The sequence below is a fragment of the Chitinophaga filiformis genome, assembly GCF_023100805.1.
Taxonomy (GTDB): domain Bacteria; phylum Bacteroidota; class Bacteroidia; order Chitinophagales; family Chitinophagaceae; genus Chitinophaga; species Chitinophaga filiformis_B.
On the sequence record NZ_CP095855.1, the window covers coordinates 7,540,770 to 7,561,398 of the forward strand.

Genomic DNA, 20,629 nt, shown 5'->3' on the forward strand with positions numbered 1-20,629 from the left:
ATCAACCATTCACCATTATTTCGCCACAAATCTAAACTGCATGAAAAACTGGCTTTTACTATCCGTTTTCCTGGCTTCTTTTGCTGCCTGTCAACCAGGTACAAAAGAAAAATCCTTTATTGCCATCGAAGGGCTCGACTCTACCATCCGGCCGGGCGATAACTTTTATAATTATGTCAATTTAAAATGGTATGATACCGCACAAATACCACCCAGCCAGTCGGGCGTAGGTGCATACCGGTTTATGAACTTCCAGCAACGCCTCAAGTTACAGGGTATCCTTGATAGCGTATCAAAAAGTCATAATGCCCCTGGCAGCCTTGAACAAAAGATCGGTGATTTTTTTGCTTCCGGAATGGACACCAATATCATCAACCAACGGGGCTTTGAGCCAATAAAAGCTGGCTTATTCCGTATCAATGCCATTACCAGTATTTCTGATCTGCTTACATTCATGGCGGAAGAAATCAAACTGTCCAACGTATCTCTTATTGATTTCCAGGTTTTACCCGATCAGGAAAACAGTAGCATGAATATGGGACATATCTATCAAACTGGCATAGGCATGCCTGACAGGGATTATTACTTCAAGACCGACACTGCTACCCTTGCTATTCAGCAGGCATATAAAAAATATCTATTAGCTCTTTTTACCCTTACTGGAAACGATTCCGCGCTGGCACAGAAAAAAGCAGCACTTGTTTACGATGTCCAAAAGCAATTGGCAACGTCACATAAAACCAATGTTGAGTTGCGGGATGTAAAAGGCAATTTCCATAAAATGGCGCTGGGCGATTTAAATAAGCGACAACCAAATATAGGCTGGACAACTTTCTTCCAACATATAGGCGCCACCATGGATTCGCTGGATGTAGCACAGCCAGGTTATTATGATAAGCTGAACACACTCATCAAATCGATCCCGCTCGAAGACTGGAAGATATACCTGAGCGCGGGTTATATCAGCAATTATGCAGATTATCTCAGCCAACCATTTGTGAACGCGTCCTTTGAATATAACAAAGCCCTCACAGGACAAGCCATGCAGAAAACACGTGGCGAGACCATGTCCAGCGTGGTAGACACTTATCTTGGCCAGGCATTGGGGCAATTATACACGAAGCTATATTTCCCCGAATCGGCGAAAGCACGGATGCTGGAACTTGTAAATAACCTGCAGAAGGCATTCTCCAATAGGGTGGACCACCTCGAATGGATGAGTGACAGCACCAAGCAAAAAGCCAAGGAGAAATTATTTGCCATCACCAAAAAAATAGGATACCCTGATAAGTGGCGTGAATACAATAAGGTAAACGTTGTAAGGAATAAATACTTTGAAAATGTGGTATCGGCAGCCGCGAACAACTTCCAATATAGCCTGGCCAAACTTGGAAAGCCGGTTGACAAGACCGAGTGGTTCACTACACCTTCTACAGTTACTGCTTATAACAACCCTTACGCCAACGAGATCGTATTTCCCGCGGGTATTCTGCAACCTCCTTACTTTGATAACAATGCCGATGACGCGCTTAACTATGGCGGTATTGGTATGGTGATTGGTCACGAAATGACGCATACATTTGATGACCAGGGCGCCCAGTTTGATAAGAACGGGAACGTAAAAAGCTGGTGGACACCCCAGGACTATGAAAAATTTAAAGCCAAAACACAACAGGTCATTGACCTGTACAGCAAGTTCACCGTACTGGATAGCATTCATATTAAAGGTGCACTGACAGTAGGAGAAAACACAGCGGATATCAGCGGGGTGGCTGTAGCATATGATGCATTCAAAATGACCAAACAAGGCCAGGATACAACGAGGATCGGCGGCTTTACGCCCGATCAGCGGTTTTTCTTTTCAATAGCCAGGATCTGGCGGGTGAAAATGAAAGATGAATACCTGCGCTACTGGATCAATAACGATCCCCACTCGCCCCCCATGTGGCGTGTAAATGGCCCGCTGATGAACATGCAGGCTTTTTACTCCGCTTTTAATGTACAACCCGGGGAAAAAATGTACCAGGACGAAGATAAGCGGATCAAGATCTGGTAAGATGCTCAGACATGAAACCGGCTTAATTGTCTTCGCAGTGCGAAGACAATTAAGCCGGTTTCATTTTTACTTAAAGCGCCTCGAACGCAGCAGGCGTTTACCTTTGCGCCTTTCTGTTTAGTCGTACAGTTCCTGTATTTGCGCCAGCTTAACTGCAACTGTAGGATTAAATGCCTTTGTACCCATGTATGACAACAAACTATGATAAAGCTGTCTCGCTGCTAACCTTGTATCCAGATCATGTTGCAGATCGATAGAAGTCACTACTATCTTTCCCTTTCCTACCTTTGCTTCGAACAATATCCCCAGCTTCCTCGCTTCAAACCAGGTATCAATTAACTGTACAGCGGGTTTTAATTCAGCTGGGAAATTATCCAGGTGCATTGGTTGAGCAGTATGAATGATATCCCACCACTGCCAGTTAGAATGGTATTCTGTTGGAAAATCCTTAAAAAGAGGAGCAGCCGGATCACATAGAATACCCAATGTATGAGGAGCCTGTCCTTCGGTCCATGCTGTATTCCAGAAAACCGTAGACATCCCGGTTTTGATAGCAGCCCCCTTATTTTCAGTGATTTTATTGTTTAATCGTAATAGTACAGTAGCACCTGCTTCGAGCTTTGCGGCTATTTCAGGTGTGAGCGCATCTGCAACGGTGATGTCGTCACCGGCCTGCACATTTACCGTGTCGGGATACACCCAGAAATCCCAGTCGTTTACTCCTAATCCATCTGCTATGATCTCCAGGTTGAGCTTTTCTGCTTTGCTGATGCCGGAAAGACTGCAGGAGATATTACCTGCCGGGTTATCATTCTTCCAGTCAAGGTCTGCCGATAAAGCACCATTTGCTATTACCCGCTGGTGGTTGCCGGTGATCTTCCATTTTACCGGTACTTTCTTCAACTGCTCTTTACCGAAATGCGCAATCTGTACAGCGGCCATAAATACTTCCGAGTTCTTCCAGGTAAACTTGCTGATCACTGCAAGTGGTACTGTACTGGAAGAAAAACGGTGGAAGGCGGCAGGTGTGAAATAAGGTTTGCTGTCCCAGAAGGGATCCAGGATTCCCACCAGGGCAGTACCCTGACCAGGAAAATCGTGCAGGTCCAGTAACTGGTAACCTGCATAATCAGTACGCATACCGGCTTCTATATCTGCCTTATAACACAATGCCTGTAGTTTTCCCGATGCCATGAGAAAATCATGTGCCTGCGGCTGCAGGTGTTCTTTCTTCATAAAGTCGTAGAAGATATCGAAGTTCCTCGCCTGCAACAGGCCGGTATATTTCTTTCGTTCTGTAAAATCAGGATATACACACCACTGCCCTATTTCATGTGCTACAACCGGTCTGTCGTCTCTTAGCTTATCCTTAAAATTAAACTGAGAATTGGGCGCCTTCGCATTAATGAGGCTTTTCACGCCTTCTCCCCAGGCCTGGATACGTGGTTCCGGCATCACATGATAATCATTTTCCGCAATAGCCGGCCATCCTGAACCTGCACAGTAAAGACGTCTGTTATCCTTTTCTTTCCAATAGTTTACGAAGGCGGCCAGATACGGGTCGCGGTTTTTATCTCCTGAAGGTTCATTGGTCGGTACCATCATCAAAAAGGAGGGATGATTACCATAGGCGGCAACAATCCGGTTGCTTTCATCATACAGGAATTTATCTACAGACAGGCCATCTCCTACACTTGCCCAGCAGTCTACTTCAACAGAAAGATACACGCCGGCATGATCCGCAGCTACAAATGCAGCCTCCGGCGGGCACCAGGAATGGAAACGCATATGATTGAGGCCATGTGCCTTTATAATACGGAAGATCCGCGCCCATGCGGCTGTATCTGTAGGTGGATAACCTGTCAAGGGGAAAATGGCGCATTCCAATGTTCCCCGCAGGAATACAGGACGATTGTTCACCGTAATTTTTGAATTGGCTGTACCTACACTACGCATGCCAAAACTGATATTTTTGCTATCTGTACTTTTCTTATCCACTGTTCGCAATTGTACCCTAAGTTGATATAGCTTCGGATTAAACTCATCCCACAATACAGGATGGTCGCCCATAGGATAGGTGAACGATAATATGCTGTCACCACTGGTAAAAGACTTCTTTAAGGCAGGTAGCTGATCTGCGGATATAGAAAGGCTGCCTGCCGAAGTTGCATTACCGGTACGCCCCAGCATTACTTTAACCTGAACATGCTTGTTCAGGACATCAGGATAAAGCTGCACCTGCTTTACAAAAACAGGACTACCTGCTGCCAGTACAATGTCTCCTGCAATACCATTCCAGGTGCCTTGTGTCTGATCACTGGCACTGTGGGCATTGATGCCTACTTCTGATAGATAACGGTTGTCTACCCGGATAGTAAGCGTATGTTTACCAGGGCTGAGATGGCTCAGGTCGTATACGTGCGGGGTGGCCAGACTGCTGTCTGCTCCGATAAGCTGGCTGTCGACATAAACCATGGTACCCCAATGGCACCGTTCCAGTGTAAGACTGATATGTTTACCCGTCCATTGGGATGGAACGTCAATGGCCTTCTGATACCATGCAGCCCCCATATAATATTTTCCCGGCGTCAGCCAGAAGGGGAATTTGAAGTTGTCATCTTTCCGGTAAGGTGCATATTTCTCTTCTTTCAGAAAGGCTTCATATCTGTCACCAATCCATTTTGTGTTGACAGAAGGTTCATCGCCATACCCGTGGAATTGCATAGTACCGGGCAATTTAAGGGAATCCTTTAACTGTTGGGTATACCATTGCTGTTTAATACCCTGGTCCTCTCTATCTATGCGGAATCGCCATTTCCCCGCCAGTGAGATCCTGTTTTGTGCCGGCGCTGCAATGTAAATGGCCATCATTGCTGCCAATAATACCAGTTTAACGTGTTTATTCATTTCAGGCATGTTTTATTACATATATCAGTTGTCCAATGTTTGTTCTTTTGTTGGAAACCTGTCAGGAGCAACGGGGCGCCTTCCAGGCTTCCATACCCGCCATGTGGCCACCAGCTGAATACAAGGTTTACTGCACGGTTGAACAATTGCCTGCCAGGACTGCCGCCTGCGGATTCAAAGATTCAAAACTCCTTTACAAAAAAACTTTTTTTACTTTTAATAAGGAGCGACTATATGACTATTCTTGTGGACATTCTTACTTTTTTATCAAAAAAACTACCATGGCAAAGGGGCAGCGAAAAAAGGACGGCTTCCAGGGACAGAAGGCCGTTATCATTCCAAAATCTGTGCTGAACAATAATTGCAGCACACATCCACTGATCAGACAACTATACATCACTGATATAGGCTATTATCCGAAAGCCCGCTACCATTACAGGGAACGTTTACATGGTACAGATCAACATATTCTTATTTATTGTCATGAAGGGGAGGGAAGCACGATCATAGATAAACAGGAATACAAAATATCACCAGGTGATTTTTGCCTGATACCTGCTTTGACAAGGCATACCTATGCAGCTAATGCAAATAATCCCTGGACAATCTTCTGGATTCATTTCAAAGGGGAATCTGCTGATGACTGGGTTAAACAAATACATCAACATTTAAACAGTTACAAAGGTTTTATACCGGACAATGAAAAAACCATCCGCTTATTCAATGATATCTATACTCCACTGGAACGGGGTTTCAGCATGGAACACCTGATGTATAGCAATATGTATCTCTGGCACTATCTGTCTACTTTTATTTACCAGGAGAAAAACAAGTCCAGGATGAATAATACAGAAACGGACACCATAGACAGCGCTATCGACTTTATGCGGAAGAATGTAGATCAGAACCTGACACTGGAAAAGATCGCGCAGCATGTCCAGTTTTCGCCTTCTCATTTTTCGCTGTTATTCCGAAAAAAAACAGGGTTCTCTCCCATTGAGTATTATAATCACCTGAAAATGCAGCAGGCCTGCCAATATCTGCTGTTTACAAGACAGCGGATCAAGGAAATTGCACTGGAAGTAGGCATGTTTGACCAGCATTACTTTTCACGGATATTTAAAAAGACAATGGGAGTTTCCCCGCAGGAGTACAGAAATAAAAGAAGTGCTGAAGGAGGAGCAAGCTAAATTTCATATGAGATCTGTCAATAAAACAACCGGCCTTTCCTGCAGCTTTTCTTCTGCCAGCTCCCCAAATGCTTTAATGTACGGCTGTTGATTATGAGCATCCAGCCCCTCCTTACTTTTCCATATCTCATAAAAGGTAAACAGGTTCTTATCTTCAATGCCCTGATGCAGGCTGTAAAGCTCACATGCTTCCTCCTGACGGGTATGCAACACCATGTTTTGCAGTACAGCAGCGACCTCATCTCTGTAGACTTCTTTTGCTCTCACAATGGCGGTTAAATAAATTTTCATGACACCAATTTTAATGAAGGCAAAATTAGCAAGACCTGCCGGCATGGTTAAATCAGACGATTTATACTCCGCTATTATAATAATGATATATCCCCTCTTCCCCTGTTTGTGATGTACATCACGCATTCGCTACCCCAATCCTTTGCACCTTTGTATTGTCAGGGCAAGCACTTCACCACCCCTGGCTATATAAAACGAAAAGTCATGAACAATTCAAAAGTCTGGTATGTAACCGGAGCCTCACAGGGATTGGGACTCACACTCGTTAAAAAATTGCTCGAAAGCGGTTACCGTGTAGCTGCTACATCCCGTAATGCACAAACCTTAAAACAGGCGGTAGGTCTCATTGACGCAGAACGATTTCTCCCTCTTGTCGTAGACCTGAGCAACCAGGATTGTATCAATGAGTCCATCCAGCAAACAATTGCCACTTTCGGTCGCATTGACGTACTTGTTAATAATGCGGGATACGGCATGATAGGCATCGTGGAAGAAACTGCCGAACAGGATATCAGGAAGATCTTTGACGTAAACGTACTGGCAGCGGTGAATGTGGTAAAGGCCATATTACCTTTTATGCGCAAACAGCGATCAGGCTACATTATCAACATCGGTTCTGTTGCAGGATTTGTGGGAGCGCCAGGCTGGTCTGTTTACTCGGCTACCAAGGCTGCGCTGGCAGCATTCTCAGAAGTGCTTGCACTGGATGTTAAAGAATTTGGTATCAGGGTAACGGTCGCCGAGCCTTCAGGTTTCCGTACAAGATTTCTTACTGCAAACTCCCTGGCAAATATCGAAACCGGCATAGAAGGTTATACAGCAGTCAAATCTACGCGGGAACGCTATCTGGCCAATAATGGCAAGCAGTCCGGCGATCCTGACAAGGCATCAGCTATATTGATAGCGCTCGCAGAAAGTGAACAACCACCGCTTCATTTATACCTGGGACAGGATGCCTACAGGCGCGCAGCCGAAAAGATCGCCAACATGGCTGCGGAACTGGAAGCCTGGAAGCAGACGTCCATCTCGGCCGATTTCGGGTGATCCATATGTTTTCAGCCAGATATCTATTGAATACTGCTATGGCTACCGGTATGTCTGCAATGCCCCATATGACACCCAAATGCCATGATGAGAATTTTCTTCCTGTTTTTTGCTGGTAATAAGAAAATATATACCTTTGAATACTTGACTACTCAAGTATATGTCAACAATAAACCACTCTCTGAAGCTATTAATGAACCTGGCGAAGATGCAGGCAATCATGTCCCGCAAGTTTGACGGCTTAAGCGTGCATGGCATAGGTTTCTCCGATTTTATGATCCTTTACCTGCTGCAACAGGCCCCTGGTGAAAGACTTCGGAGAACAGACCTGGCGGAAAAGGTAGGTCTTACTGCCTCAGGTATTACCCGTATGTTGTTACCTATGGAAAAAACAGGCCTTGTAAGCAGGGAATCCAGTGAAAGAGACGCCCGCGTAAGCTATGCCGTGCTGACCCCTGCCGGTCGGCGGGTATATGAGGAAGCAAAAGAAACCGCCAATGCCATCGCCAAAGAGATTGTTCCCACAGAGATCACCAGGAATCAGTCACTTGCGGCATTATTCAAACTCCTTGGAACGACCATTTAAACCCATGCTATATATGTCACAGACATTATCCCAACACATCCCGGCTCCCCTGACAGCTGCTGTAGAAACAGCTTTGCAACAGGCCTTCGGTACTGCCAGCATAACGGATGTTTCGCTGCTGGCCGGCGGACTATCAGCCTCCCCTGTATTTAAGATCATTGTCAGGGATCAGCCCTATGTGCTGAAACTGGGCAAAAGCGGTTCATTTCCGGCTAACCTGAAACTGGCAGCAGATGCAGGCATTGCCCCTCCCCTGCACTACCACGACACAACAAGTGGTATTTCTATCAGTGGCCTTATCAACAATAAACCCCTGCGCAACGTTTTTGGCCCCGAAAGGCTTCCACAGGAACTGGCCGCAACCGTCAGGGCCATTCATAGTGTGCCTTATCAGGCAACGGCTGATAATCTGCAGGAAACCATTGATGGCATGATTGCTGGATTCAGGAAAAGTAATATCCTGTCGGGGCCTGTAATCGATGAATGTTTCAGCAACTATGATATTATCAGAAGTAAGTACCCATGGAACGACCAGGAGCAGGTATTTAGTCATAACGACCTGAATCCAAGTAATATCCTATGTGATGGAGAAAGGATCTGGATCATTGATTGGGACGTCTCCTCTTTAAACGATCGGTATATCGATCTTGCCAATGCGGCCAATTTCTTTGTATATGGCGAAGAACAGGAAAAAGCTTTTCTCGATACCTACTTTGACGGTGCGGCCGATGAGTACAAAGCAGCCCGCTTTTATATCATGCGCCAGGTAGGCAGGATCATTTACTCCATGCTGATGTTCCAGCTTGCGGCACAAGCTAAACCTAAGGATTATGCACATAACCAGGAGATGGAAGGCTTCACCCTGCAGGAATTCAGAACACAGATGGGCGCCGGCACACTATCACTGGCCACGTACGAAGGGCAGTTCATGTATGGGAAGGCCCTGCTAAATGAGGCGGTGCATCAGATGCGTACCCCCCGTTTTGCGGCGGCACTCGCGGTTATTGGCTAAGAAAGCAATAATACTAAAAGGGACTGACCACCTCATAGCTGATCAGTCCCTTCACAAAAAGTATATACGCAATGCCTGTATACAAGGCATTACTGCCAGCCCCGGCGGAGTCCATGTGTACAAGGGCATTCCTTATGCGCAACCGCCTGTACGAATTAGAACAAACTGGCAAAACTGCCTTCAGACCTGATCTTTGTGATAGTATCCTCCAGTTCTTTGTAAATATGCATGTTCAAAAACGGTCCGTCACTTACCCTTTTTACCCCCGCCTTTTGTAACTCATCGAAGGATGGCAGACCAGGTATACACATCACACTTACAGGCAATTTTGACGCGGCTGTGATCTCTTTAATATCGGCTATTTTGTTGATGCAGGGAAAAAACAATCCATGCACGCCGCTTTCCTGGTAAACATCGATTCTTGCAAGTGCATCTTTTAATGCGTTCGGCATATCGAGTAAAAAGCTATCAGACCTCAGGTTAACAAACATGCGGACGCCATCCCTCTGAAGCAGTTCCATTACCTGTCGCAGTTTCTCTGCAAACACTCCCGCATCTATGATATGTCTTTCCCCATCCCTTATAACAGAATCTTCGATATTGATACCGGACACGCCCAGCTCATACAGGCGCCTGATATTACGGCTGATCACTTCCGCATTAGGCCCGTACCCGCCTTCAATGTCTACCGTTACCATCGCATCTGTCGATGCGAGAATACGTTGAACAACGAATAAATAATCATCAAAAGCCATTTCCTCGCCATCAGCAAACCCCAGCGATGCCGCCACCGCGGCACTGGATGTTCCTACTGCCTTAAAACCCTGCGCACCATATATTTTAGCGCTCTGTGCGTTCCATACATTTCCGATACGCAAGAGGTCATTGTCATGATGTAGCGCCAGGAATTCGTCAAATCTGTTTTCCATATCTGTATTATTTTGAATGATGTATTTGATTTACCAGTTTATTTATTGGCAAAGCTATTACAGCAGGACAAGCACAAATTGTAAAAAACGGAAAAGATCAACTGGCAGCTAAAACCTGGTTGAGGGGGGAAGCCTGTTTGGCAAATGTATTGGGAGTAACGCCGGTAAAAAGCTTAAACTCTTTGATAAAGTGCGCCTGATCGAAATATCCTGAACTGTATGCAATACTGGTCAGCTTTTCCTCCTGCTGGGAAATAAGGTTCAGGCTATGCTGAAAGCGGTTTATCTTATAAAATAATTTGGGTGGCAAACCGGTATATTCTGAAAACAACATGTTCAGGTAGCGCGTAGATATGTTGTGGCGATGAGATAAGGAAACAATATTATCATCGCTGTAGTTCTTTTTAAGATAATGAACAATATCACCAACGAAGCTGATCTTGTTGTGCCTCTTTTCTGAGGCTTCCAGTTTCTTCCACAGATATGCTTCAATCAAGCCTACCCTTGCCTGCAGCTCGGGTGTTTCCAACAGCCTGTCGTGCAATGTCCTTAGGGAGGGACCTAATACATCAGCGGCATCAACTATTTTATTATTAAATACCGATACCTGTCCTTCGAAGAAATAAGCGGCCGAATGCGCGTAAAATTTAAACCCGAGCATGATGTTCCTGCCGGCGGATTGTATAGCCAATGGCTTTGTTATCTGTCCCCATAGCTCAATAGGCGGATTCGTATAAAAGGCATCTCCCTCTTTCGACCGCCACTTGCCCGTTCCCAAATTAAAGATCACTTCCATCGTGCCGCTGGGGAACACAATGTCGTCATAGCTCCTGTCCGAATCAGATTCGTAGTAGTAGAAGCATTTGATATATGGCTGCAGTTTTGCGCCCGGAAGTATTTCTTTGAAGATCATCAATACAAATATAACGGTATTGCCCAAGGCTGCATTGTAAAAAACGGAACAACTTTCCTGCTGCAGATTCACCGACTCAATCCCTGCTTTTACCGGTTTTTTCCGCGGGTTTTACCTTCAGCAGGTTGCAATCCCCTGCTGTACTGACTACTTTTGTATCATGAAAGAGATATTGTTTCAAGCTTGATAAACATACCTGGTTATATCTTATCAATCAAATAGTTACTATGAGACATCCATGCGAAACCATTTGCTTTGACGCAATTCCCCCTGTAATTTGGCGTATTTGCCTCCCCTGATATTAAGTATTTCACACTAAGTTTGTGTCAGAGGAAGCAGTTTATGCAAATACAGATCAACAAGAATCATATTAACATCCATAATAACACGTAGACCCCGCCGGCAAGGCCACTATTCAAATTCATAAGTCTCAATTTCAATTCTATGCATACAACCAGAAAGTCTGCAATTGGCTTTATTTTTATTACTTTATTGATTGACATTATGGGGTTTGGGCTAATCATCCCCGTTATGGCAGATCTGATTGCCCAGTTAAAAGGTATACCAGTGAATGAAGCCAGTCCCTATGGCGCATTGTTGTTATCCGTTTTTGCTATCACGCAATTCATTTTTGCGCCTGTAATAGGCAACCTGAGTGACAGGTTTGGCCGCCGCCCGGTTTTATTGCTTTCACTCCTTGGTTTTGGTATCGATTACATCATCCTGGCCTTAGCCCCAACATATGGCTGGCTGTTCATCGGACGCGTTATTGCAGGTATGACGGGTGCCAGCTTTACCACGGCCACTGCCTATATTGCTGATGTCAGCCCCGACGAAACAACCAGGGCGAAGAATTTTGGCATGATCGGTGCGGCCTTCGGCCTCGGCTTTATACTTGGGCCTGCTCTTGGCGGAGTACTGGCTAAGTGGGGCATTAGGGCGCCATTCTACGGTGCTGCCGCTCTCTGCCTGTTGAACTGCTTATATGGCCTCTTCCTGCTGCCGGAATCACTTAGCAAAGAGAACCGTCGTCCATTTGAATGGAGACGTGCAAACCCTTTCGGGTCGTTGAAATTCCTCACCAAACACCCTGAGATCGGGGGACTGGCATTCAGCTTTTTCCTCATTTACCTGGGTGCTCAGTCTGTGCAGGGCAACTGGAATTTCTTTACCGCTTACCGTTTTCACTGGAGTGAGGGAATGATAGCTTTCTCTCTCGCCGTGGTGGGTGTATTGGTAGGCGCCGTACAGGCAGGGTTGACAAGAGTGATCACTCCTAAGATCGGTAATGAAAAAAGCATATATATAGGTCTTTCGCTTTACACATTAGGATTGATCCTTTTTGCCTTCGCTACACAGGGTTGGATGATGTTTGCATTCCTGGTCCCTTATTGCCTGGGCGGTCTCTGTGGCCCTTCGCTGCAATCCGTTATCTCCGGACATGTGCCACCTAATCAGCAGGGAGAATTACAAGGTGCACTTACCAGCCTGATGAGCCTCACAGCCTTCATAGGTCCACTGATCATGAACACAACTTTCAGTTATTTCACAACAGATAAAGCACCGTTCTACTTCCCCGGAATCCACTTCCTGATCGGCGCGGTGTGTATGTTGCTCAGCATCATTATTACTTACAAGGTATTGTCACGTGAAAAGAAAGAGCATCCTGAACTGAGGAACGTGATTGCCGGTAAGGATCTGACAGATGTGCCGATGCATTAATGAATATTATTGTTGTACATAAAAAAACAGGCTGTATCATATTTTGATACAGCCTGTTTTTATTCGTTTACCCCTCATCCAGGCTTACGGGCAATCATACCCGTGCCGGCCAGATCATAAAAGCCCCGATCCTGCTGCAACAAACTCCACCGGTACTACATAAGCCCCGACTTTGTAACATTCTATCTGCATAAACGTTATACCCTTTATTTATTTTTTACTATTTTCAAAACATCCGCTCCGGCGGAGTGCCAACCAAGATCTGTATATCCAAGCCATCTCCTCGCAACGATGAAGCATATAAAATATTTAATAACCGCTGTACTCCTGTTCTCCAGTCTGTACGCCCATCCCAACAGCAGGCCTTACTGCGATTCCCTTATCAGGAAGGGCATCGATTCAATGTTTGCCAAAAAGTTCGTACCGGCTATCACGCTGCTTACAGAAGCACAACGTCTCTCCGGCGAAAAGCACTGGCAGAAACAATTGTTCCTGGCCACCAACAATATCGGCCTGACCTACTACTTTATGCTGGACTACGGCGAGGCATTACGGAACTATCTCATCGCCTACAACATCGCGATGGAAGAAAAAGACGCCACACTGGAAATGACCGTCCTGAACAACATTGCCATCCTCTATTCCAAGGAAAAAAACTTCGATAAAGCCATAGAATACTTCCTCAAGGCCTACAACATCGCCAGGGAAAAAAAGGACAGGATCAGGATCGGCAATTACGCCCTGAACCTGGGCATCGTGCACAATGAAATGCACAAGCTGGAAAAAGCCCGGGAATACCTTCGGGAGGCCACCACTTACCTGCAGGATGACGCCCGGAGATTGCTGAACGCCCAATACTCCTATGCCCAGAACCAATTTCAACAGGGCAATATCATCGAGGCCGGGCGACTGGCCACCAGATTATTTTCTACCGCCCGCGATTCGGGGTACAGGGATGAACAGATTACCATCTGTACCCTGCTGGCCTCCGTAAAACTGAAAGAGAACAACCTGGACCAGGCTATCTTCTACGCCAATGAAGCCCTGGCCCGCTCCCCCAACCTCGAAGAGAAAATAGAGATCCATCAGACATTGTCTGATGTCCATTTTAAGAACTATGCCTATGCACTCGCATTGGCTCACAAAGACTCCGTATTGCGGTTCCGGGATTCCATCAATATTGTCAAGAACGGGCAGCTATTTGAGAACAGCAAGCTGAAATTTGAGCTGCTGAACTCAAAACATACACTGTCCCTGAATGAAGCGCAGCTCAGCAGCCAGCGCCGCTTACTATATACGGCCCTGGCATTTATGGCCATTATCATTGCCTTTTTTATCTGGCTGATACGCATCAAAACAGTGGAAAATCGCCAGAAAGCAGTGATCGCTGAGCGAAGCCACAAGATCATGGCCCTGGAAATAGAAAATGAAAAAAGCCAGAAACTGCTGCTGGAGGAACAGCTGAAAGAGAAAGAAACAGCCGCCCTCCTGGAACAGGAAAGACTGAAAAACGAGATCGAGATCCGGAACCGGAAACTGTCGGCCAAAGCCCTGTACCTCTCCGGCAGAAATGAGCTGATCGACGAGATCATCACCACCCTCTCAAAAATGCCTGATTTAAGTAAGGACGGCAGCAGGCATATTTCCCAACTCAAAAGCTACCTCCGAACTGACGATGAATGGGATGACTTCAGTACCCATTTCCAGGAGGTGAACCAGGGCTTCCTGAACGCCCTTCGTCAGAACCATCCGAATCTCACCTCAAACGATGTCCGCTTCCTTTCTTACATATACATGAACCTGAACACAAAGGAAATCGCATCGCTCCTGAACATCACTCCCGAAGGTTGCCGTAAACGGAAAGAACGTATTACAAAAAAGATGCAACTAGCTGATAATACCTCACTTTTCGAGTATTTGTCGGGGTTATAACACAGATGTCACACTTTGTCCGGGTCCTGTCCTGTTAATTACATATGCGCTTTGGGAGAAGCGGGGTACTTTCACACAGCATCCAATCGACCAAAATACATGAGAAAATTTCTACTCTTTAACTTATTACTCTTACTGTTTTTTTCATCCAGGGCCCAGCAGTTTTCCTATGAAGCTACCGGCGACCATGGGAAGCTATGGAATGTTATCCAGGATCCCTCAGTGCCCGAAAGGCTATATGCCATCAGCCTGATCAATCATGTCATGGTTTCGAACGACCGGGGCAACAACTGGGAGATCTTTTATTCCTTTGAAAACAGTGCTACCCAGATATCATCACTCAAACTACTGCCCGGCAACAGATCATTTGCTTTTGTAGCCCAATCACCCGATATGTCTATGAGCGGCCTGTATGTGGTCGACATTGAAACCAAAGCCATCATCAAACACTATATTACACCAGATCAATACCTTGGTGCATGGGTAGCATCCTATGATATCTATGACCCGGAAGGAATGGTGGCCGTCATTAACACCCAATATATGGAAGGATTCTCCCTTGTGATCACAGAGGTCTATCTGACCAAAGACGGTGGTGAAAATATGCCTGGCATTTATTACAGCAGGGAAAACCAGAGCGTCCATATCAACAATTCCTTCTTTCACCCTGACGATCCGAAAAAGATCTATCTGGCCAGAGGTTTGGGCTCAGAGGGTGTGAACGGAGGATTGTTCATTTCCTCGGATGAGGGCAATACCTGGCGGGAAGAACTGGCCGGCAAGGGATCATTATCCGCCGTGGCCTTTAATCCCAAAGATCACAAGGAATTCTTTATCGGCTCCTTTATCAATTTTGGGGTTGCTCCCCAGGCGCTTTTCCATACACTGGACAGCGGGAAGACCTTTGAACAGGTACCGGTCAGCTTTACCGACCAGACACTGAATAATATTGTGCAGATAGTATACGATCCCGGAAATAACAGGAACCTCTGGATGACGGACGAAAATGAAATACTGAAAAGTACCGATGGCGGCGCCCACTGGTCATCTACCACTTTTCAACCCAGGTCGCCTGTATACTATTACGGTACCTCCCTGCTCGTCAATCCTAAAAATAGCAATGACCTGCTGATCTTCTCCGATGCCTGGCCGCAGCACAGCACCGACGGGGGAAAAACTTTCACGCAGGTCAAACTGCCTTTCTGTGTGGCCACCTCAGTAGGACTGGGCAATGGCGGCAACGGGCAGCTATATTATTCTGTGTTGGGCGGCTATGTATCTAAAAATCTTACTACCGGCAAAGCAGCCGCATACAATATCCAGGCCTACGACATGGTGAACGTCCGCGAAATGCAGGTCATACCAGATAGCACTGTGCCGGGACGCATTTTCCTGTTCCGCGCCAGTGACGGATTTGCCAATCCTTCTGAACTGTTTTACAGCGATGACCAGGGGGCCACACTCAGGCAGCTGCCTGCTGACCAGTTTGCGACCGGCCTCGGATTCATTCAGCGGGATCCCGATCATAAAGACCGCTACTGGATCTCCTATTCTTATTATTCATCCTTCTCCACCCTTTTCCGGGTCGATTTCAGTGATGCTGCCAATCCGGAGGTCATAGACGTACCGCTTACATTCAATGGCGTACTGACAGCCGCATATCTGCCTGCAGGCAACAGCGGCCAGACAATCTACATCTCTGCCGGCAGTAAGGTATATCTGTCGCAGGATGGTGGCGCCACCTGGGGGGAAAAGATCCAGGGACTGGACCTGACGGATGGTTATGACATGATATGGGACCTGAAAGCCAATCCTTTCGACGACAAAACAATGGCAGTCGCTACTACCCAGGGGATCTTCCAGACCACAAACGGCGGCGATCAGTGGATATTGTCGCTGGCCGCTACCGACCTGAAAAGGGTAAGCTATTCCGATGCCGTCAACGGGCATATTATCGCAGCTTCTTTTACCAGCAACTATACCGACACACGTCTCGTGTTCAGTACCAACAAGGGAGCCAAATGGTCAGATGTATCTGCAGATATGCTAGCCTACCTTTCCTGCGGTTCCCCTATTGAACTTAAATATTACGAAGATCATGCGGATATCTATTTTGCAACGCCTGACCTGGGTGTGGTAAAATACCAGCTGAAGCATCTTTTATCTCCTCAGCTGCTGTTCCTCACATCATTTACCGGCAGCCTGCAGAGAGGAAATGCATTCCTGGAATGGAGAACCAGGAATGAAGAAGGCTTATTACATTATGAACTGGAAAGAAGTACAAACAATAAAGACTTTTCCCTCATCAATACACAACAGGCAAGCAACAGTAACGGTACTTTCTATTACAAGTATGAAGACCTGGAATTTCCCGGCCTTGCAGCTCAATTTGGTAACGTTTACTATCGCTTAAAGCTGGTAAGTACCGATAACAGTTTTGCTTATTCAGATACGGTCAAACTGACCGCGCGGGATATGTACATTTACCCTGTGCCGGCCAGCAATGATATCAACCTGCATATACAGGGCCTTACCCAGCCGGCCAAATACAGGATACTACTGGTGGATGTTTCGGGCAGGCAATACTCCATTCAGCAGTACAATATTCCCGCAGGACAAACAACTATCAACATGCCTATCACACGCCTTGCCAGCGGCATGTATATCATGCTGGTAGAAACCCGTCCGGGAGATATAAGAAAGTTCAAGTTTATTAAGTTATAGCTGTCCTATGTAATCCTGTACCTACAAAAGCGCCTTTCGGGGCGCTTTTCTTTTCCCCTTGTATTTATATCTGTCCCCGGCTGTTCATCCATTGAAAAAATTAATAATCCTTAAGCCTTTTTTGAGCGTACGGCTTTCATTTGTGTAAGACTTCTGTCTTTTGAAAATCGTTGGTATTCATCAGACTCTACTGCATAGATCGCCATCCTTCCTTCTGCATCAAAATGAGCGCCCCAGCCATAACGCTTAGTGAGCGGGGAGGCCCGGAAGCAGGCCTGTCCCTTGGAAAAGAACTGCTCTCTCTCTACATCAAATTCTTTAGTTTTCAGCCGATTTTTTGCAGCGTAGACATGGAAAAGCACATCGTCTGAAGTAAACTCGTAAGGGTTATCGATCAACAATTCAAATTCGATATTGGCAATGGTCTTCTCGCCTCGCATGGGGGGAACTTCAGCGGCTTTTACAGGGCAGTCTTCCGCCACTTCTATGAACGTGTTGTAATAATTGGTGGTCTTCATCTACAAACTTTTTACGGGTCAGGTTAATATTACATTACCTGAAATATAAAAAAATCCTGGCAACTTTAGTTACCAGGATCAGAAACTCTTCCGAAAAAGCATATATTAGTTATTTAGCACCTCCTTTCTATACAGCCGTTTCCCTATATACTTTCTCAAGTTCCTTATTGATAAATCCAAGCTCTTCCGCCTTCAGTTCTAAGTTCATGGCCTGCGCATTCTGTTCCGCCTGCGCTGCATTACGGGCGCCCGCCAATACGATGGTGATACCTGGCTGTAAAGTGGTCCAGCGTAATACCAACTGTGACAGGGATGCTTTTTTGCTTTCTGCCAGCGGTGTGATACTATCCAGGAAGGTCTTTACCTTATCAGCAGAGAACTGGCCGAAATAACCGTTACGATGGTCATCTGCCTTCAGGGCTGCGTCCCTGAAATATTTACCTGTCAGCAAGCCTCTTTCCAGCGGGCTATAGGCAATGATCCCTATCTGATGTTCGATAGCATAGGGTACTATGTCCTTTTCGATACTCCTGTTCAGCATACTATAAGCAAGCTGGTTGGACGCCAGCCGGATCGTTTTCCCTGCGGCCTTCATCAGTGCAAGATCGTAGTTGCTGACGCCGGCAGCCCTGATCTTTCCCTGGCTGATCAGGGTATTCAGCGCCTCCATCGTTTCTTCTACCGGCGTGGTGGCATCCGGCCAGTGCAGTTGCAGCAGGTCTATATAATCTGTGCCCAGGCGTTTCAGGCTTGCTTCCAATTCCCTGATGATGTTTGCTTTTGAAGCCAGCTTATACACGGGAATTGTTTTTCCATTCTCAGATGCATCAAAGAAGTATTCGCCCTTTGCCTGGTTGCTGCCATCCCATACCAGTCCGAACTTTGTGAGCAACTGCACCTTACTTCTATCCCTGCCTTTTATAGCGGCGCCTATCAGTTCCTCACTCAATCCGAAGCCATAAAAAGGCGCGGTGTCTATGCTTGTTACACCATTGTCCAGCGATGCCTGTACAGCCGCTATAGAATCTTTCTTTTCATTACCACCCCACATATTACCGCCTATGGCAAATGCACCATATGTAATAGCTGATAACTGCAGGTCTGTATTGCCTAATGTCCTGTATTCCATGTTGCGTTAATTCAGATTTGTAAATACATGCTCGAGGTGTTCCCGGTACTGCCCCAGATCCCTTTTCACATCCGCATTCTTTTCAATATCATGGAAATGCATACCTGGTAAAGGTTGCAATCCGATGAATGCGTTCATGCGGTGAAAACCGAACAGGATCCCTTCATCCACACTTGTCTGCTTAAAGAATTCACCCGGCAGTGTAAATGCTTCCTTAGGAGCATTCCAGGAAGTGGTGACCATATATTTTTTCCCATGCAGCATACCACCGGTGCCATAGTTGATGGCAGGATTAGCAGCAGAACGTCCATCGCTGCGATAGATACCGGTACCATGCCCTTCTGTGAAAACTTTGTCTATATACTGCTTGAAACCGTGCGGCAGCTGAAACCACCAGATGGGCGTGTGATAGATCACAACATCGGCCCATGTATATTTTGCGACCTCTTCTTTCAGGTCGTAGTCATGATTGATGTTGGTGGTTTTAACTTCAAAACCAGGCCGGTTACGGAAAAATTCAGCGGTAGCTGCTGAGATGGTCTCGTTGAACCGGCCGCCGGAATGGCCGAACTGCTGACCTCCATTGATGATAAATACCTTTGTCATAGTGTGTTATTTTCTTTTTGACAAGACAAAAGTACCCCGGGCCCCGGTATTATTAAAACAAGTTAAATCATACCTTTGTATCAGAATTATAATAGTACTCATATGGTCAATCTTGAATGGTACAGAACATTTAAAGCGATATATAAAACAGGTACGCTGACCGGCGCGGCGGAAAGCCTGTTCATTTCACAACCTGGTGTCAGCCTGCATTTAAGTTCGCTGGAGAACTATGTGGGATATAAATTATTTGACAGAACAGGCAGGAAAATGGTGCCTACCGAAAAAGGAAAGGTCTTCTACAATTTCATTATTGAACCGCTCAATAAGCTGGAAGATGCAGAAAAGAACTTTCAGAAAAGCACAGAGAAGCATACGCCTACCATCAGCGTAGGAATGTGCTTTGAAACCTTCCAGATCACACTGGAACAGTATATCTCCACATTACCTTTCAATGTCATTATCCGTTTTGGGGACTATCCTGAGATGCTGGATAATCTTGACAAGGGCATACTCGATCTCATCATCACTCCGCAAAAAGGCACTTCCGGCAATATTGATCATGAAGCCTTTTCTTCTGAAACGATCGTATTGGTTGCCGGCAACGATGTAGATGCAAAATCATTCAACAAAGTAGCCAAAGGAAAAGATCCGGCAGCCATCGAGGAGTGGCTCAAAACCCAGAAGTGGTACGGTACTACCGGCGATATGGAACACCTGTTCAGGTTCTGGAAGCTGAACTTCAATCATCATCCCGACTTCAGGCCCAACTACATTGTACCTAATTTAAACTCCATCGTACGCTGCCTGAAAAGCGGGAAAGGAGTAGCCGTAGTGCCGGATTTCCTTTGCAGGAAAGAGATTGAAAACGGCGAGATCAGGTTATTGTGGGAAGGCGCTACTAAGCTGAAAAACACATTATACTTCGGTACACGTAAAAAGACCGCATATGCCGATGAGATCAACCTGATCAAGAAATTGTTCAGAAAAGTAATGCTGCCGGTATGATGAAAAGACAGGCTGCAAAGCTCATTTTCACTATCTTTCGGGAGGAATCATAAGGATTAACCAAT

Annotated in this window: 16 protein-coding genes; 9 read left to right on the top strand and 7 right to left on the bottom strand. The window is 46.0% G+C overall.

Going from position 1 to position 20,629, the window contains the following annotated elements:
• Positions 1-40 precede the first annotated feature (40 nt).
• The gene (locus MYF79_RS29420) at positions 41-2,056 is read left to right on the top strand and encodes a M13 family metallopeptidase (RefSeq protein ID WP_247811424.1); all 2,016 of its coding nucleotides are present in this window, start codon (positions 41-43) and stop codon (positions 2,054-2,056) included.
• Between the two features lie 117 nt (positions 2,057-2,173).
• On the opposite strand, the gene MYF79_RS29425 is transcribed toward MYF79_RS29420, so the two are convergent.
• A complete protein-coding gene (locus MYF79_RS29425; protein WP_247811425.1) occupies positions 2,174-4,963 on the bottom strand; it encodes a sugar-binding domain-containing protein in 2,790 nt (929 codons plus the stop codon).
• 281 nt (positions 4,964-5,244) lie between these two features.
• Here MYF79_RS29425 and MYF79_RS29430 point away from each other — a divergent pair, with 281 nt between their 5' ends.
• Entirely contained in the window at positions 5,245-6,153 is a 909-nt protein-coding gene (locus MYF79_RS29430) for an AraC family transcriptional regulator (protein ID WP_247811426.1), read from the top strand.
• 3 nt (positions 6,154-6,156) lie between these two features.
• Here MYF79_RS29430 and MYF79_RS29435 read toward each other — a convergent pair whose 3' ends face one another.
• Entirely contained in the window at positions 6,157-6,444 is a 288-nt protein-coding gene (locus tag MYF79_RS29435; protein ID WP_247811427.1) for a putative quinol monooxygenase, read from the bottom strand.
• A 204-nt stretch (positions 6,445-6,648) separates the two neighbouring features.
• On the opposite strand from MYF79_RS29435, the gene MYF79_RS29440 reads away from it, so the two are divergent.
• From MYF79_RS29440 to MYF79_RS29450, 3 genes are all read left to right on the top strand, one after another.
• On the top strand, positions 6,649-7,488 hold the full coding sequence (locus MYF79_RS29440; protein WP_247811428.1) for an SDR family NAD(P)-dependent oxidoreductase: 840 nt from the start codon (positions 6,649-6,651) through the stop codon (positions 7,486-7,488).
• A gap of 160 nt (positions 7,489-7,648) precedes the next feature.
• Complete coding sequence (locus MYF79_RS29445; protein WP_247811429.1) at positions 7,649-8,074, top strand: MarR family winged helix-turn-helix transcriptional regulator; 426 nt, start codon at positions 7,649-7,651, stop codon at positions 8,072-8,074.
• A gap of 13 nt (positions 8,075-8,087) precedes the next feature.
• Positions 8,088-9,086 carry a phosphotransferase gene (locus MYF79_RS29450; protein ID WP_247811430.1) on the top strand — a complete coding sequence of 333 codons (999 nt, stop codon included), beginning with the start codon at positions 8,088-8,090 and terminating at the stop codon, positions 9,084-9,086.
• A gap of 155 nt (positions 9,087-9,241) precedes the next feature.
• Here the strand turns inward: MYF79_RS29450 and MYF79_RS29455 are convergent, their stop codons facing one another.
• A complete protein-coding gene (locus tag MYF79_RS29455; protein ID WP_247811431.1) occupies positions 9,242-10,015 on the bottom strand; it encodes an isocitrate lyase/phosphoenolpyruvate mutase family protein in 774 nt (257 codons plus the stop codon).
• A 97-nt stretch (positions 10,016-10,112) separates the two neighbouring features.
• Positions 10,113-10,928: a helix-turn-helix domain-containing protein gene (locus MYF79_RS29460; protein WP_247811432.1), complete on the bottom strand. Its 816-nt coding sequence runs from the start codon at positions 10,926-10,928 to the stop codon at positions 10,113-10,115.
• A gap of 531 nt (positions 10,929-11,459) precedes the next feature.
• On the opposite strand from MYF79_RS29460, the gene MYF79_RS29465 reads away from it, so the two are divergent.
• From MYF79_RS29465 to MYF79_RS29475, 3 genes are all read left to right on the top strand, one after another.
• Positions 11,460-12,650, top strand: a complete 1,191-nt coding sequence (locus MYF79_RS29465; protein ID WP_247811433.1) for a TCR/Tet family MFS transporter — start codon at positions 11,460-11,462, stop codon at positions 12,648-12,650.
• Between the two features lie 291 nt (positions 12,651-12,941).
• Positions 12,942-14,582 (top strand): tetratricopeptide repeat protein, encoded by a 1,641-nt coding sequence (locus MYF79_RS29470; protein ID WP_247811434.1) that lies wholly within the window; start codon positions 12,942-12,944, stop codon positions 14,580-14,582.
• Between the two features lie 99 nt (positions 14,583-14,681).
• Positions 14,682-17,306: a T9SS type A sorting domain-containing protein gene (locus MYF79_RS29475; RefSeq protein WP_247811435.1), complete on the top strand. Its 2,625-nt coding sequence runs from the start codon at positions 14,682-14,684 to the stop codon at positions 17,304-17,306.
• Positions 17,307-17,416: 110 nt separating this feature from the next.
• On the opposite strand, the gene MYF79_RS29480 is transcribed toward MYF79_RS29475, so the two are convergent.
• The 3 genes from MYF79_RS29480 to MYF79_RS29490 form a co-directional block, all read right to left on the bottom strand.
• A complete protein-coding gene (locus MYF79_RS29480) occupies positions 17,417-17,824 on the bottom strand; it encodes a DUF6157 family protein (RefSeq protein WP_247811436.1) in 408 nt (135 codons plus the stop codon).
• Between the two features lie 127 nt (positions 17,825-17,951).
• Positions 17,952-18,953, bottom strand: coding sequence for an aldo/keto reductase (locus MYF79_RS29485; RefSeq protein WP_247811437.1), 1,002 nt, complete (start codon positions 18,951-18,953; stop codon positions 17,952-17,954).
• 6 nt (positions 18,954-18,959) lie between these two features.
• Positions 18,960-19,559 carry an NAD(P)H-dependent oxidoreductase gene (locus MYF79_RS29490; protein WP_247811438.1) on the bottom strand — a complete coding sequence of 200 codons (600 nt, stop codon included), beginning with the start codon at positions 19,557-19,559 and terminating at the stop codon, positions 18,960-18,962.
• A gap of 102 nt (positions 19,560-19,661) precedes the next feature.
• Here MYF79_RS29490 and MYF79_RS29495 point away from each other — a divergent pair, with 102 nt between their 5' ends.
• On the top strand, positions 19,662-20,564 hold the full coding sequence (locus tag MYF79_RS29495) for a LysR family transcriptional regulator (protein WP_247811439.1): 903 nt from the start codon (positions 19,662-19,664) through the stop codon (positions 20,562-20,564).
• The last annotated feature ends 65 nt before the right edge of the window (positions 20,565-20,629 follow it).